We start from the raw sequence: 14,735 nt of genomic DNA on the forward strand, positions 1-14,735 counted from the left end.
CAATGGAAATCCACGAACTCTCACTGTCCGAGGTCGCCGAGAAGATCAGGACGAAAGAGGTCTCGCCCGTCGAGGTGACGCAGTCCTCGCTCGACCGCCTGGCCGCGGTGGAGCCGGCCATCACGGCTTTCGTGACCGTGACGGGTGAGCACGCGCTCGCCCAGGCAGAACAGGCCGAGGCCGAGATCGCGGCCGGAAACTACAAGGGCACCCTGCACGGAATCCCGTTGGGAGTCAAAGATCTCTACGACACAGCGGGCATTCTGACCACATCCAGCTCCGCTCAGCGCTCCGACAACGTCCCGACCGTCGACAGTGCAGCGGTAGCGAAACTGTCCGAGGTGGGCATGGTCATGATCGGCAAGACGCACACACACGAGTTCGCCTACGGCGCAACGACACCGACCTCGGGAAATCCGTGGGATCCGACCCGCACCCCGGGTGGCTCCTCGGGTGGTTCCGGTGCTGCCGTCGGCGCTGGCGTCGTGCACGTCGCCCTCGGTAGCGATACCGGCGGATCCATTCGGATTCCGGCGGGCCTCTGCGGAACCGTCGGGCTCAAACCAACATTCGGACGGGCGTCCCGTGCGGGTGTTGCGTCGCTGTCGTGGTCACTCGACCACGTCGGACCGCTGACCCGCAACGTGGTCGACGCAGGACTGGTCATGGCGGCGATGTCCGGGTACGACCGCAGGGATCCGGCATCGGTGAACCAAGACATCCCGGATTTCACGACCGGGATCGACAGGGGTGTCGCGGGAACACGTATCGGTATTCCGACCAACTTCTACAACTATCACGTCGAGCAGGAGACGCAGCACGTTGCACAGCAGACTGCGGAGCTGCTGCAGAGTCTCGGCGCCGAACTCGTCGAGGTCGAAATTCCACTTGCCGAATACATTCTGCCGGTCGAGTGGGGGATCCTGACGGCGGAGGCCAGCGCGTATCACATGGACGCGCTTCGGACTTCGCCGGAGAAGTTCACCGAGGAGGTACGTACCCTCGTCGAAGCAGGCGAAGCGATTCTCGCCACCGACTACATCAACTCCATCCGGCTGCGCACCAGGATTCAGGACGCCTGGCGCGACATGTACCGTGGCGCGGGCGGTGGCATCGACGTACTGCTGGCGCCGACCGTCCCCGGCGTCGCGGCGCTGCGCGAGGATCCGTACTTTCGCTGGGACGACGGCGTCGTCGAAGGAGCGACATCCGCGTACTCGCGAATGTCCGCTCCCGCCAACGTCACCGGTCTTCCGGCGCTACAGGTGCCCGCCGCATTCTCTTCGACCGGAATGCCGATCGGTGTGCAGATCATTGGAAAGCCGTTCTGCGAGGCGGAGATCCTGCGCGTGGGGTTCGCTCTGGAGCAGGCCTCGGATGTAGTAGGCCGGATCGCACCACTGACGCCTGCAGCTGTGCCCGCATGACACTCTCGCGGGCTACGGTCTCGTCGACTCCGGTCGTCGACGAGATCGTGGGGCACGAGTTCGAAGCCGGGATCGCGGACAAGTTACACGAGTTGCGGCACCGGCACGCAGTCGAATACGTGCACCTCGACGCCACCGACCTCGACCGCCGTCGCCTTCGGGTGACCTCGGATGCGGGGCGCGACTACGCCGTTGTACTCGACCGGCACAAGCGGTTGGTCGACGGTGCGGTGCTGGTGCTCGGTGAATCACGAGCCGTGGTGGTGCGGGCAGGCGCGCCCAGAACGCTGCGGCTACGGGCGTCGACCATCCCGTCCGCGATGCATCTCGGATTTCTCGCCGGTCACCTGCACTGGAAGGCAACGATGACCGGGACGACGATGACGGTAGTGCTGGAGGGTCCGGAATCGGACTACCGGGCACGCATCGCCGAACTGCTCGACGACGGCACCGTCGAGCATCTCGAAGAGTGAGCGTTCCCGACCTCCTCGCGGTACTTCGTTTCGGCGACAGTGCTTTTCCCTCAGGCGGGTTCGCGTTCTCCTCAGGACTGGAGGGTGCGGTGCGGGACGGCTTCGTCACCGGTGAGGCCGACGTGTCGGCCTTCGCCGCCGAAGCGGTGACCGGCCGCTGGCACACGATGGACCGAGTCCTGCTGCGGTCGGCGTGGCAGGATCCGGAACACGCGGATCGTCTCGGGGAGGCGTCGAGTGCATTGTCGACTCTCCGCGAGGCGTCGCGGCGATCGGGGGCGGCATTGCTGTCGACCTTCGCCGCCCTCGGCGCATCCGACGCGGTCGCCTACCGGGCTGCAGTGCTGTCCGGGTCGGCGCCGGGGCACCTTCCCGTCGCGCAGGCAGTCTGCTATCGCGGGCATGGACTCACGGTGACTGCGGCCGAAGCGATCAGCGGATGGCAGGTGTTGTCCGGCATCGCCAGTGCCGCGCTGCGCCTCGGCGTCACCGGGCACCTGGGATCGCAGAGGATCATGCAGGACGTAGAGGGCGTCTTGGGATCGATCCTGGCACTCGTTCCCGACGCCGAACCGTCGTCGTTCACCGCTTTCGCCGATATCGCCGCCCAACGCCGAGGCGACGGCATCAGGCTGTTCGCCAGCTGACTTCACGCACGAGAACAGGAGACATAGTGCTGCTCACCCCGACCGAGATCGAAAGACTGACGGTGTTCACCGCCGCTGCGATGGCTCGGCGCAATCTGGCCGCGGGCGTCCCGCTCAGTCATCCCGAGGCTGTTGCCTACTTGACCGACGAAATCATGCTCGCGGCGCGCAAGGACATGGCCTACGATGCCGTCATCGATTATGCATGCCACCTGCTGACGCACGAGCAGGTCATGAGCGGGGTGCCGCAGATGCTGACCATGGTGCTCGTCGACGCGCCCTTCGCCGAAGGGACCAAGCTCGTCACCGTCATCGATCCGATTCCGTGGAAGGAGGGGGATCGGACTCCAGGGGAAATCATGACGGCGGATACGCCGATCGAGTTGTTCGCCGATCTGCCCTCCTTCGAACTGCGGGTGATCAACACCGGTGATCGGGATGTCCAGGTGCGCAGCCAGAGCCACTTCTTCGAGGTGAACGCGGCACTCGAATTCGACAGACGCGCAGCGTGGGGACTCAAGTTGGCGGTGGCGGCAGGAGCAGGAGTTCGTTTCGAGCCAGGGATTCCGGTAACCGTCGAACTTGTTCCCATGCAGGGCGGCCGCGTCGCCCATGGCTTCCGAGGACTGGTGAACGGATCGCTCGACGAGGAAGAAGGGCAGTGACGAGCATCGACCGCGCGGCGTACGTGCGGATGTTCGGTCCGACGACGGGTGACCGCATCCGGCTCGCGGATTCCGACCTCGTCGTCGAAATTGAGAAGGATCTGACCACACCCGGATACGAGCTGCTGGCGGGTGCGGGCAAGAACGTCCGCGACGGCGAGGGGTATCGGCCGAACTCCAGGTCCTCGACCGGCGCGCTGGATTACGTGTTCACCAACGCGACGATCATCGATTCCGTCGCCGGAATCATCAAAGCGGACATCGGGATTCGAGACGGCTTGATCGTCGGTATCGGAAAGGCGGGCAATCCGGACGTCATGCCCGACGTCACGGCTGGCATGGTCGTCGGGCACATGACGACGCCGATCCCGTCCGAAGGACTGATCGTCACCGCAGGTGCCATCGAGACGCATGCCCATCTGATCTCCCCGCAGCAGAGCGAACACGCGCTGTCCACGGGCACCACGACGTTGATCGGAGGATCTCCGGGGCCTGCCTTCGAGGTGGGATCGGGAAGCACCCGCAATCTCGGGTTGTTCTTGCGCGGCGGAGAGGCGTCGCCGATGAACTTCGTCGCCTTCGGACGCGGATCCTCCGACGCTGCAGCAGTGCGTGAATCGGTGGCTGCAGGTGCGGGAGCGGTCAAGATTCACGAGGACTTCGGTGCCTCGCCTGCGGTGATCGACGCGACCTTGCGGGCCGCCGACTCGGCCGACTTCGCGGTGCACCTGCACACCGATTCGATCAACGAGTTCGGATTCGCCGAGACCACCATGTCGACCATCGGCGACCGCACCATCCACATGTATCACGTGGAGGGCGCCGGGGGAGGGCACGCCCCGGATCTGATTCGCTGCGTCGGATACGACAATGTCATTCCAGCATCAACCAATCCGACGAACCCGTACACCCCCTATGCGCTCGACGAGGGCGTACCGATGACGATGGAAGCGCACAACATGAACTGGGATGCGCCGGAGGACGTCGCGTTCGCCGAAGCGCGCATCCGTCCACAGACGATGATTGCCGAGGACTTCCTGCACGACATGGGCGCGATCTCCATCTTCGGCAGCGACACCCAAGGGATGGGCCGGGTCGCCGAGAACATCGCGAACTGCTGGCAGTTGGCCGACATCATGAAGCAGCGGGTCGGCAGGCTACCGGAGGAGGCGACCGCGTCGGCGGACAACGAACGCGTCAAACGGTACATCGCGAAACTGACTGTCAATCCCGCTATCTCGATAGGGGTCGGACGGCACGTCGGGTCCGTGGAGGTGGGGAAGGTGGCCGATCTGGTGCTGTGGTCGCCTGCATTCTTCGGGGTGAAACCGAACTTCGTCATGAAGAACGGATTCGTTGCATGGGCCGCCCTCGGCGACGCCGCAGGCAGTATCTCGCGTTCCGAACCGGTGGTACAGCGCGCGAACTGGGGATCGCTCGGGTCGGCTCCCGAGCGGCTCGGCTTCGTGTTCATGTCGGCCCTCGCCACCGACGCCGGACTGCCCGACGCCCTTGGTCTACGCAAGAACGTGCTGACCATCGACTCGGTCCGCGCGCTGCGCAAGTCCGACATGATTCGGAATTCCGCGTTGCCCCACATCGATGTCGACCCCCGCACGTTCGACGTGCGAGCCGACGGCCGACTTCTCACCGGTATTCCACCCAGGACTGTTTCCTTCGCCCGGAGGTACATGCTTCGATGAACGCACTGCGAGCAGCACGAATCGGCATCGGCGGACCTGTCGGGTCCGGAAAGACCGCCATCGTCGAACGATTGATCGCCGAGTTCGCTCGACACGGTCGCTCGGTGTCGGTCATCACCAACGACCTGGTCACCGCGGAGGACGCAGAACGGGTCAAGCGATCGGGATTGATCGACCCCGCGCGGGTACGGGCCGTCGAAGCAGGCGGGTGCCCACACACGGTGATTCGCGAGGACCCTTCGCTCAACATCGCGATGGCAGACCAGCTGGAAGCGGACTTCCCCGACACCGAGGTGCTGCTGCTCGAGAGCGGCGGTGACAATCTGGCGTCGACCTTCTCCCGGGATCTGGTGGACTACTGGGTCTTCGTCATCGACGTGGCCGGCGGCGACGATATCCCACGCAAGCGGGGGCCTGGCGTCGTGCGCTGTGATCTTCTGGTGGTCAACAAGATCGACCTCGCGCCCTATGTCGGTACTGACCTCGAACGGATGCTGAAGGAAGCCGACGAGGTCAGATCCGGCCGACCGATCGTGTGCACCAATGCCCGCGCCGGAACGGGCATCGTCGAACTCGTCGGGGTACTCGACCGCGAAATTCTGTTCGTGTGACCGAGCCCAGGTCGCTCGATCTGTCGTTCGCTACGTCCGGTAACCGAACAGTGCTGGACCGCAGGCGCTATCGATGGCCTCAGACGATCGGTCGGATGTTCTACCTCGACGCGGACGATCCCGGCCACGGGCGGCTGATCGTCCAGAATGCCGGAGCATCACTGCATGCGGGCGATCACGTCCGGCAACGGATTGCGGCGACGGCGGGTGCCCGCGCCGAGGTCACCGGCCAGGGTGCGATGTTGGTGACCGGGTTGCCAGGATCGAAGCCCGCCGTCGAGGAGACCGAACTGCGGGCCGAGGCGTCGAGCATGCTCATCTACCAGCCGGAGCCGAGGATCCTTACTCGGTTCGCGCATGTCGTGCAGAACACCCACGTCGAACTGGAGCGGGGTGGGTCGGTGATGCTGACCGATGCCGTCGTCGCGCATCCCGACGTGACCGCCGAGTCGTTCGGAAGTTTTCGCTCGCGCGTCACGCTGACCGTCGACGGCGATATGCGGTTGTTCGACGCCCAACACGCGTCGGCGATGCCGAATCCGCGGGCGGGTCTTCGGGCGTTCGCGACGGTGTATCTGCTGGGACCGGCCGCTGAGGATCCGGCGGTGGATCTGGACCGGTTCGATGCAAAGTGGGGCGTCTACGCCGCAGGCTCGGTACTTCCGAACGATGCTGGCTACGCGATCCGGATCGCGGCGACCGGGGGAGATACGGTGCGGGAGGCTATCCGGTCCCTCGTTCGATCGCTCCGGCATGCGCCGCGTGCAAGGAACGTCGACCCGTCCCGTGAGTGGCATCCGCCCGCATCGTCGCCGACGTGGGACACTGGAGAACGTGAGGCTGTACCGGGACAACGCAGTCGTGCTGCGCCAGCACAAGCTGGGCGAAGCCGACCGTATTGTCACGCTCCTGACTCGTGACAACGGCATCGTCCGGGCTGTCGCGAAGGGTGTACGCCGCACGAAGTCGAAGTTCGGCGCTCGGCTCGAACCCTTCGCGCACGTCGATCTCCTTCTGCATCCGGGTCGAAATCTGGACATCGTCACCCAGGTGCACACCGTCAACGCGTTCGGTGGGGACATCGTCAGCGACTACGGCTGCTACACCACCGGCTGCGCAATCCTCGAGACCGCGGAGCGGCTGGCCGGTGAAGAACACGCACCGGCGAAGCGACTGCACCAGCTGACTGTCGGCGCGCTGCGTGCGCTCGCCGACCGATCTCGTCCTCCTGAATTGATTCTCGACGCGTTCCTGCTCCGCGCCATGGGCTTCTCCGGCTGGGCGCCGTCGTTGACCGAATGCGCGCGGTGTGCAGCCCCAGGGCCGCACCGAGCATTTCATGTCGCGGCAGGTGGGTCTGTGTGCGTGCACTGCAGGCCTCCGGGTTCGGCGACGCCCATGACCGGTGTCATGGACCTGATGGTCGCCCTCGAACGCGGTGAATGGGACTACACGGAAACGACGTCGACGGCCGTCCGGTCCCAAGCCAGCGGGCTGGTTGCCGCTCATCTTCAGTGGCATCTGGAGCGCCAACTGCGGACGTTGCCGCTCGTCGAACGCACAGCACCGCATCAGATCGGGCCTGGTGAGGTTGGAGCAACAGGCGTCGGGCAGGATGAAGACCGTGATTCTCCGACGCGAACCGCGCAGTCAGTCTGACGGTGACAGGGCGATTCGGCCCCCTGATCCACACCCGTCGGGAGCCACGCCTCCGATCATTCAGCCCGAACTGATTCCGCGTCACGTCGCCCTCGTCATGGACGGCAACGGCCGGTGGGCACAGGACCGAGGAATGCCACGAACCGCAGGGCACGAGCGCGGTGAGGCCGTGCTCATGGACACCGTCTGCGGATGCATCGACATCGGAGTCAAGTGGCTGTCGGCCTACGCCTTCTCGACCGAGAACTGGAAGCGCAGCCCGGACGAGGTGAAGTTCCTCATGGGCTTCAATCGCGACGTCATCCGACGTCGCCGTGACGAGATGAACGAGATGGGTGTTCGTGTTCGGTGGGCCGGGCGACGGCCTCGTCTGTGGCGCAGCGTCATCAAGGAACTGGAAGTCGCCGAGGAACTGACGAAGAAGAACACCGTCATGACGCTGACGATGTGCGTCAATTATGGTGGTCGCGCCGAAATTGCCGACGCGACAAGAGAAATCGCGCGTCAGGTGGCGGCGGGGAAACTCGATCCCGAGAAGATCACCGAAGCCACCGTCGCCAAGTACCTCGACGAAGCAGACATGCCGGACGTCGATCTGTTCCTGCGTCCGTCGGGGGAGCAGCGCACGTCCAACTTCCTCATCTGGCAGTCCGCATACGCGGAGTTCGTCTTTCAGAAAAAACTGTTTCCGGATTTCGATCGCCGGGACCTCTGGGAAGCGTGCATCGAGTACGCGTCCAGGGACCGTCGATTCGGAGGAGTGAAGTATGAGTGAGCCCACCACCCTGCAGTCGCGTGCAGAACTGGCGCTGTCGCAGTTCGCGACGGTGGTGGTAGGGGAAGAAGGCTCGCTCGGCTTCGACTACGCCGGTGCCCTGTGTTCTCTCCGCTCGGTGGCACTGTCGCCCGGTCTCGAAGTGCTGTCGCTGACGGCAGTACTGGCATGGGACCGGCCCCTCAAGGCCGCTCTGCACAAGAAGGTGGCGGACCGTAACGCGGACTCGCAGTTCGGGTCGATCTCGGTGAATGTCCACGAGAAATCGGCGGATGTCCTGCTGCGCTACACGTTCCCGGCGAGTGGCCTTGACGACGAAGCCCTGATGACCATGCTGGTACTGGTCCTCGGGGGCGTGGAGAAAGCGCGCGAAGGCCTGCTTCCGTGACCTACTTGGCCCTGCACTCGTTGCATGTGCCGAAGATCTCGATCGTGTGGCTGACGTCGGAAAATCCGTTGTCCTCCGCGACGGCCTGCGACCACTTCTCGACTGCTACGCCCTCGACTTCGACCGTGTAGCCGCAATCGCGACAGACCAGGTGGTGATGGTGGCCGGACGAGCACCGCCGGTAGACGGATTCGCCGGTGTCGATCCGGAGGACGTCGACGGTGCCTGCGTCGGCGAGAGCTTGAAGCGTGCGATACACCGTCGTCAGCCCGATGCCTTCGCCGCGCTTGCGTAGCTCGTCGTGCAGATCCTGCGCCGACCGGAACTCTTCGATGTTGTCCAACAGGTCCGAGATGGCGCTGCGTTGCTTGGTCGCTCGGATCCCGACCGCGACGGGCTTGCGTGTTCTCGTGCTCTCGGGCATGTCAGCCTTCCTCCGCGTGGGCGACGGCGTCGACGACGATGTGAGCCAGGTGATCGTCGACCAGTCGGTACAGCACTTCGCGTCCGTTACGTTCACCCTGCACAACACCGGCGGCCTTCAGAACGCGTAGGTGCTGACTGATCAACGGTTGGGTCACTCCGAGGGCGCCCACCAGTTCGTGGACGCATCTCTCGGACTCGCGAAGTTGCAACACGATCGCGATGCGAACGGGTGCGGCCAACGCGCGCAGGATGTCACCCGCAGCCGTCAACGTCTCCTTGGCCGGAACAGGTGCAGGCGGTGCGGATACGAACGGATCATGCACGTGGGCCTCGGTGGAGTGGCTGTGTGCAGGCTGATCGTTGCCGAGGTGCGAAGGGTCCGTCTCCAGGATTGCCAACAGATTCTCCTTCGTGTTCAGGGCTCGCGTACCTGCTTCACAGTAGTCCAGCGATCGTTAATGCAAATCACTTCCATTTTGATATGCACGAGTGCGCATGTCAAACGCGGACGGGAGCGTTCGGAGAAAGCGGCCCACGACCGATAGTCTTGACGCCTGTACAAGTCCCTCTCGCAAGACACAAGATGGAGAGCTCCGCCAGTGGCACCCAAGTCCAAAGTCGAAACCGTCGCCAACCTCGCCAAGCGTCGAGGACTCGTCTACCAGTGCGGTGAGATCTACGGCGGTACCAAGTCGGCGTGGGACTACGGTCCGCTCGGCGTCGAGCTCAAGGACAACATCAAGAAGCAGTGGTGGCGCAACATGGTCACCAGCCGCGAAGACACGGTCGGCCTCGACTCCTCGGTGATCCTTCCGCGCGAGGTGTGGGAAGCGTCGGGACATGTCGAGACGTTCTCCGATCCACTGGTCGAGTCCCTCATCACGCACAAGCGCTACCGTGCAGACCACCTTCTCGAAGCCTACGAAGAGAAGCATGGGCGCCCGCCGGAGAACGGTCTCGCCGACATCCGCGATCCCGAAACCGGCGACCCCGGCCAGTGGACCGAGCCCCGCGCATTCTCGGGTCTGCTCAAGACCTACCTCGGACCGGTCGACAACGAAGAAGGCCTGCACTACCTGCGTCCGGAAACCGCGCAGGGTATCTTCGTCAACTTCGCCAACGTGCTCACCACCTCCCGTAAGAAGCCGCCGTTCGGCATCGGGCAGATCGGCAAGAGCTTCCGCAACGAGATCACCCCCGGCAACTTCATCTTCCGCACCCGCGAGTTCGAGCAGATGGAGATGGAATTCTTCGTCAAGCCCGGCGAGGACGACGAGTGGCACCAGTACTGGATCGACTACCGCATGAAGTGGTACACCGACCTGGGTATCGACCCCGAGAACCTGCGTCTCTACGAGCACGCGCAGGAGAAGCTCTCGCACTACTCCAAGCGAACCGTCGACATCGAGTACCGCTTCAAGTTCCAGGGCAGCGAGTGGGGCGAGCTCGAAGGCATCGCCAACCGCACCGACTACGACCTGTCGGTCCACTCCAAGGCGTCGGGCCAGGACCTCAGCTACTACGAGCAGGCCACGGACACCCGTTACACGCCGTACGTCATCGAGCCCGCAGCCGGCTTGACACGGTCACTCATGGCATTCCTCGTCGACGCCTACACCGAGGACGAAGCTCCCAACGCCAAGGGCGGCGTCGACAAGCGCGTCGTACTCAAGCTCGACCGTCGCCTCGCACCGGTCAAGGTCGCCGTACTGCCGCTCTCGCGCAACGCCGACCTGACGCCGAAGGCCAAGGACCTCGCACAGCAGCTGCGCGCCTACTGGAACGTCGAATTCGACGACGCCGGCGCCATCGGCCGCCGCTACCGTCGTCAGGACGAAATCGGTACGCCGTTCTGCATCACCGTCGACTTCGACACCCTCGACGACCAGGCCGTCACCATCCGCGAACGCGACACCATGGCACAGGAACGCGTCGCCCTCGACCAAGTCGAGGCCTACCTCGCGGCCCGGCTACTGGGCGCCTGAGTGGGCTGAGCGCTACCCCTTTCCGGAGCGAAAGTGGCTCTCGATCAGTCAGACTGACCGGAAGCCACTTTCGCTCGGTGCTTGGGTCGCTCGGTGCGTCGGTGCGTCGGTGCGCTGCGCGGGCGTCAGGCGCGGGTGAGCCGGAGGGGAGCTAGAACCGACCGCCTCCGCCACCGAAGCCTCCACCGCCACCGCCCCCGCCCCCGCCGAAGCCTCCGCCTCCGAAACCACCACCGCCGAAGCCACCGCCTCCGCCGCCGCGGAGGACGCTGTTGATGAGGATGCCGCCGAGGACAGCGCCGGCGACGTTGCCGCCGCTGCTGCCGCCTCGTGGACGGTTGCGATTCTCCCAGTCCCGTACGTCGGCTTGGGCGGACTGAGATGCTCTCGATGCCAGTTGCGCTGCTGCCTGCGCGTGCTGGATCGCTTTGGCCGGGTCCGAGGATTCGAGTTGTCGAGCTGCTGCGAAGTGCCGTTCCGCTTCGGCGAGCCTCGTACGAGCTTCTGCGCCGACGCCGCCGCGTCGGGTGGAGATGTAGTCCTTCGCTGCGGTGATCTGGGATTGTGCTCCGCCGAGGTCGCGGGCCAGTCGTGAACGGAGCAGATCGTCCTGGGTCTTCGCCTCGGTGGCGTCGGCGATGACGGCATCGAGGTGTTGATCGGCAGCGACGAGTTGCGTGAAGCTGCCGAGCGGATCGGTCGCTTTGGATTCTTCGGCGATGCGGAGTGCCTGCTCGGCCGCTGCGCGTGCGTTCTGAAGCTCCTGGCCACCGTGCTCGGCGAGCGTGGCGGCGCTCTGGATGTCGCGGCGAACGTCCTCGATCGCGGCGGGGAGCGTGGCAATTGCGTTGCGAATGTCGTTCTGCGCGTGGTCTACTCCGTCGAGCAGTGCCCGAGCCTGGTCGACGGCTTTTTCCGCGGTCCGGATCGCGGACACGAGCTCGCCCTGTTGGCCTGCGGGTTTCGTCGCAGCCTCGCGGCCGACCTCGATGTTGCGCTCGGCCAGTTCGATGTCCTCCTGTGCCATGGTGATGTTCGACGAGATCGAGGCGAGCGCCGGCGCCGCGAACTCGGTGTGCAGCGCCTTCAGAACGGCATCGGACTCGGGTACGCGGACGGTGAGTTCGACGACGGCTTGTGTCAGCGAGTCGAGCTTGGAACCTGCGTTGATCAGCAGGTCTCGCATCGACTCGAACTCGGCGACCCGCGAATCCAGTTCGTGATCGGCGCGGCCGCACGAGGAGATGATCTGGATGAGCATCGAGCGTCGTTGTTCCGGTGTTTCCGGGATGGCGTCGTCGAGGCGTTGACGTACCTCGAACGCAGTTGCGAGCGCCCTTTTCGCTCCCTCGAACGCGGTGATGAACGGGGCGGCTGTGGTGTCGCCGAATTCCGAGCGAGCGATAGCCAGCTCTTCCTCGCTCGACCGGACGGCATTGTCGGTTTCGACGAGCATCGAGTGTGCTCTCGCGTCGAGTATCTCCAGGGGGAGAGCGGACAGTGCTGCGGTGTCGGTGGGGTCGATGTTGTGTGCAGCGTCGATTCCCGCTTGCCTGCGTGCTTTGTTGCGCCGCGAAGAGTAGACGACGGCACCGCCTCCGGCAACGACAACGACGCCTGCGCCGATCAGCCACGGTGTACTGGACCCGCCGCTGCCGGAACTCGCGTACGCTTCGCCGAGAGATCCTGCGGCAACGATGGCTGCGCCGGACCAATCCTGTTCTCGCAGAGCGGGCTCGACGTCGTCGGTCCGAATGTCCGTCTGCTCGCTCGTGGTGATTCGATCCAACGATGTGTCGACGGCGAGGTAGTACGACCGGTCGACGGTGGCAACGGCCAACAGCACGTCGCGCTGCCCGAAGTCGCTCGCCCGATAGGTCTGCTGCGCCCATTGCTCGGCTGACATGTTGTCGAAGTCGGCGACGTACGTGACCCACAGCCGTAGTTGCGCCGAGTTGTACAGGTCGTCGATCGCGGCCTGGACGTCCACTAGTTCCGACTCGTCGAGGGCCCCGACCGAATCCGTGATCTGGCCGGCAAGCCTCGACGGCGCTTCCGCAGAGGCCGGGGCCGTCACTCCGATCAGGGCGGCCAACCCGAGCATCGATGTGAGAACAGTGACTGCGAAAAAGCGTCGGACCGTGAACTGCGTCATGGGAACAGAATCTACCGTCCGGCGGTGATACCGCGGCACCACCCATGACAGTTGTCACGGCAAGAACGTGACGCTCGGACGAGGGATGGATGCCCGAACGCGAGCAGGGTAGTTCTCATGACAACAACACCTGCGGTGCATCTCGAGCACCTGAGCAAAGCTTTCGGGAAAGTCCAGGCTGTCGCGGATGTGAGTTTGCGAGTGGAGCCCGGTGAAGTAGTCGCGTTTCTCGGTCCGAACGGAGCGGGCAAGACGACGACTATCGACATGATGCTCGGGCTGGCGAAGCCCGATACCGGCAGCGTGTCGGTGTTCGGGCGTCCACCCGCCGAGGCGATCGCCGACGGACGGGTGTCGGCGGTGATGCAAAGCGGCGGGCTCATCCGAGATCTGACGGTCCGTGAAACGATTCAGCTGACCGCGTCGCTGTTTCCGCGCACGAGTCCGGTCGACAGCGTTCTCGCGCGTGCCGGGATCACCGGGATCGCCGATCGGCGCGTCGCGAAATGCTCCGGGGGTGAGCAGCAGCGGCTTCGCTTTGCCCTCGCACTGCTGCCTGAACCCGATCTCATTCTTCTCGACGAGCCCACGACCGGAATGGATGTCGAAGGGCGGCGCGATTTCTGGAATGCGATCCGCCACGATGCTCGCGGCGGCCGCACGGTCATGTTCGCGACGCACTACCTCGACGAGGCCGACGCGTACGCGGATCGGATCGTTCTGCTGCGCCACGGCAGGATCGTCGCCGACGGCAGTGCCGCGGAGGTCAAGAACCTCGCCTCCGGTCGAACTGTCACGGCAACGGCCCGCGGTGTGGATCAGACTGCGCTGCTGCGTATTCCAGGTGTGGACCACGTCGAGATGCGCGGCGAGCGAGTGATAGTCCACGGTAAGGATTCCGATGCCGTCGCGCGATATCTGTTGACGTGCACCGACGCCGTCGACGTAGAAATCGTCTCCAAGAACCTCGAGGATGCATTCCTCGCTCTGACAACCGATCTCGTAGGAAGTGCGACATGACCACAGCAACCGCTCCTCGCCCGACCTTGGCTCTCGGAGGGTTCAGCCTCACGTTTCTCGGACTGGAGATCAAGAGGTTGTTCCGCAATCGGCGGACCATTGCCTTCACTCTCGTCATGCCACCGGTGTTCTTCGTGATCTTCGGTTCGCAGTCGGATTTCAAGTCCGACTACTCCTTCGCACACGGCAACGTCACCGCGTACATCGCCATCAGCATGGCGGTCTACGGTGCGATGCTGGGCGCAACCAGCGGTGGAGCGATGGTGTCCGTCGAGCGGGCGCAGGGCTGGAGCAGACAGCTCCGGCTGACACCGCTGCGTCCGGTCGCGTACATCGTCACCAAGATCCTGGTCGCGATGACGATGGGCCTCGCGTCGGTGGTGGCGGTCTTCGTGGTCGCCGCGTTCGTCGGCGCGGACATGCCGATCTGGATCTGGATCACCAGCGGGATCATCGCGTGGCTCGGAAGCGGCGTGTTCGCAGCCTTCGGACTGTTCATGGGATACCTGCTGCCGTCCGAGAACGTGATGCAGGTCCTCGGTCCGCTCCTCGCCGTCCTCGCATTCGCCGGCGGACTGTTCGTACCGCTCGCAGACAGCGGATGGTTCCCCTTCGTTGCCAAGTTCACTCCGCTCTACGGGCTGGCGACGGTTGCCCGCGCGCCGTTCGCCGATCCGACGACGGGGACGCTCGTGGTCGCTTCGGCCAACCTGGCCGTCTGGGCCGGTCTGTTCGTTCTCGGCGCGGCCGTGTTGTTCCGCCGAGACACCAAGCGTGTCTGACCGATCCGCTGTGCGTGGA

The 14,735-nt window shown here is 64.5% G+C and carries 16 protein-coding genes; 13 read left to right on the forward strand and 3 right to left on the reverse strand.

Translation table 11 applies throughout. The annotated features are described in order from the left end of the window. Window positions 1–2 precede the first annotated feature (2 nt). Genes ACFULT_RS17675 through ACFULT_RS17720 form a run of 10 tightly spaced genes read left to right on the forward strand, consistent with a single transcriptional unit; the run spans window position 3 to window position 8,348 of the window. A complete protein-coding gene (locus ACFULT_RS17675; protein ID WP_037107463.1) occupies window positions 3–1,427 on the forward strand; it encodes an Asp-tRNA(Asn)/Glu-tRNA(Gln) amidotransferase GatCAB subunit A in 1,425 nt (474 codons plus the stop codon). Beyond that, entirely contained in the window at window positions 1,424–1,900 is a 477-nt protein-coding gene (gene ureE / locus ACFULT_RS17680; RefSeq protein WP_052059199.1) for an urease accessory protein UreE, read from the forward strand. The genes ACFULT_RS17675 and ureE overlap by 4 nt, the downstream gene beginning before the upstream one ends. Beyond that, on the forward strand, window positions 1,897–2,547 hold the full coding sequence (locus ACFULT_RS17685; RefSeq protein ID WP_378482027.1) for an urease accessory protein UreF: 651 nt from the start codon (window positions 1,897–1,899) through the stop codon (window positions 2,545–2,547). The genes ureE and ACFULT_RS17685 overlap by 4 nt, the downstream gene beginning before the upstream one ends. A gap of 26 nt (window positions 2,548–2,573) precedes the next feature. Beyond that, window positions 2,574–3,212 carry an urease subunit beta gene (gene ureB, locus ACFULT_RS17690; protein WP_037107469.1) on the forward strand — a complete coding sequence of 213 codons (639 nt, stop codon included), beginning with the start codon at window positions 2,574–2,576 and terminating at the stop codon, window positions 3,210–3,212. Then, window positions 3,209–4,915 (forward strand): urease subunit alpha, encoded by a 1,707-nt coding sequence (ureC, locus tag ACFULT_RS17695; protein WP_378482028.1) that lies wholly within the window; start codon window positions 3,209–3,211, stop codon window positions 4,913–4,915. Before ureB ends, ureC begins: the two co-directional genes overlap by 4 nt. Beyond that, window positions 4,912–5,526 carry an urease accessory protein UreG gene (gene ureG / locus ACFULT_RS17700; RefSeq protein WP_037107474.1) on the forward strand — a complete coding sequence of 205 codons (615 nt, stop codon included), beginning with the start codon at window positions 4,912–4,914 and terminating at the stop codon, window positions 5,524–5,526. The genes ureC and ureG overlap by 4 nt, the downstream gene beginning before the upstream one ends. Further along, window positions 5,523–6,446, forward strand: a complete 924-nt coding sequence (locus ACFULT_RS17705) for an urease accessory protein UreD (RefSeq protein ID WP_378482029.1) — start codon at window positions 5,523–5,525, stop codon at window positions 6,444–6,446. Before ureG ends, ACFULT_RS17705 begins: the two co-directional genes overlap by 4 nt. Then, window positions 6,361–7,185, forward strand: coding sequence for a DNA repair protein RecO (gene recO / locus ACFULT_RS17710; RefSeq protein ID WP_080732902.1), 825 nt, complete (start codon window positions 6,361–6,363; stop codon window positions 7,183–7,185). Before ACFULT_RS17705 ends, recO begins: the two co-directional genes overlap by 86 nt. Then, a complete protein-coding gene (locus tag ACFULT_RS17715; protein WP_019667486.1) occupies window positions 7,142–7,960 on the forward strand; it encodes an isoprenyl transferase in 819 nt (272 codons plus the stop codon). The genes recO and ACFULT_RS17715 overlap by 44 nt, the downstream gene beginning before the upstream one ends. After that, on the forward strand, window positions 7,953–8,348 hold the full coding sequence (locus tag ACFULT_RS17720; protein WP_019667485.1) for a hypothetical protein: 396 nt from the start codon (window positions 7,953–7,955) through the stop codon (window positions 8,346–8,348). Before ACFULT_RS17715 ends, ACFULT_RS17720 begins: the two co-directional genes overlap by 8 nt. A gap of 1 nt (window position 8,349) precedes the next feature. Here ACFULT_RS17720 and ACFULT_RS17725 read toward each other — a convergent pair whose 3' ends face one another. Together ACFULT_RS17725 and ACFULT_RS17730 are read right to left on the reverse strand one after the other, a co-directional pair. Then, window positions 8,350–8,772, reverse strand: a complete 423-nt coding sequence (locus ACFULT_RS17725) for a Fur family transcriptional regulator (RefSeq protein ID WP_037107481.1) — start codon at window positions 8,770–8,772, stop codon at window positions 8,350–8,352. A gap of 1 nt (window position 8,773) precedes the next feature. After that, window positions 8,774–9,097: a metalloregulator ArsR/SmtB family transcription factor gene (locus ACFULT_RS17730; protein WP_170947470.1), complete on the reverse strand. Its 324-nt coding sequence runs from the start codon at window positions 9,095–9,097 to the stop codon at window positions 8,774–8,776. 276 nt (window positions 9,098–9,373) lie between these two features. Between ACFULT_RS17730 and ACFULT_RS17735 the strand changes: the two genes are divergently transcribed. Continuing rightward, complete coding sequence (locus tag ACFULT_RS17735; RefSeq protein ID WP_019667482.1) at window positions 9,374–10,759, forward strand: glycine--tRNA ligase; 1,386 nt, start codon at window positions 9,374–9,376, stop codon at window positions 10,757–10,759. Between the two features lie 151 nt (window positions 10,760–10,910). Here the strand turns inward: ACFULT_RS17735 and ACFULT_RS17740 are convergent, their stop codons facing one another. Next, a complete protein-coding gene (locus tag ACFULT_RS17740) occupies window positions 10,911–12,914 on the reverse strand; it encodes a TPM domain-containing protein (protein WP_378482030.1) in 2,004 nt (667 codons plus the stop codon). A gap of 117 nt (window positions 12,915–13,031) precedes the next feature. Here ACFULT_RS17740 and ACFULT_RS17745 point away from each other — a divergent pair, with 117 nt between their 5' ends. Beyond that, window positions 13,032–13,934 carry an ABC transporter ATP-binding protein gene (locus ACFULT_RS17745; RefSeq protein ID WP_378482031.1) on the forward strand — a complete coding sequence of 301 codons (903 nt, stop codon included), beginning with the start codon at window positions 13,032–13,034 and terminating at the stop codon, window positions 13,932–13,934. Next, window positions 13,931–14,716 (forward strand): ABC transporter permease, encoded by a 786-nt coding sequence (locus tag ACFULT_RS17750; RefSeq protein WP_378482032.1) that lies wholly within the window; start codon window positions 13,931–13,933, stop codon window positions 14,714–14,716. The genes ACFULT_RS17745 and ACFULT_RS17750 overlap by 4 nt, the downstream gene beginning before the upstream one ends. Window positions 14,717–14,735 lie beyond the last annotated feature (19 nt).

The organism is Rhodococcus sp. NPDC057297 (assembly GCF_042667435.1).
Taxonomy (GTDB): Bacteria; Actinomycetota; Actinomycetes; order Mycobacteriales; family Mycobacteriaceae; genus Rhodococcoides.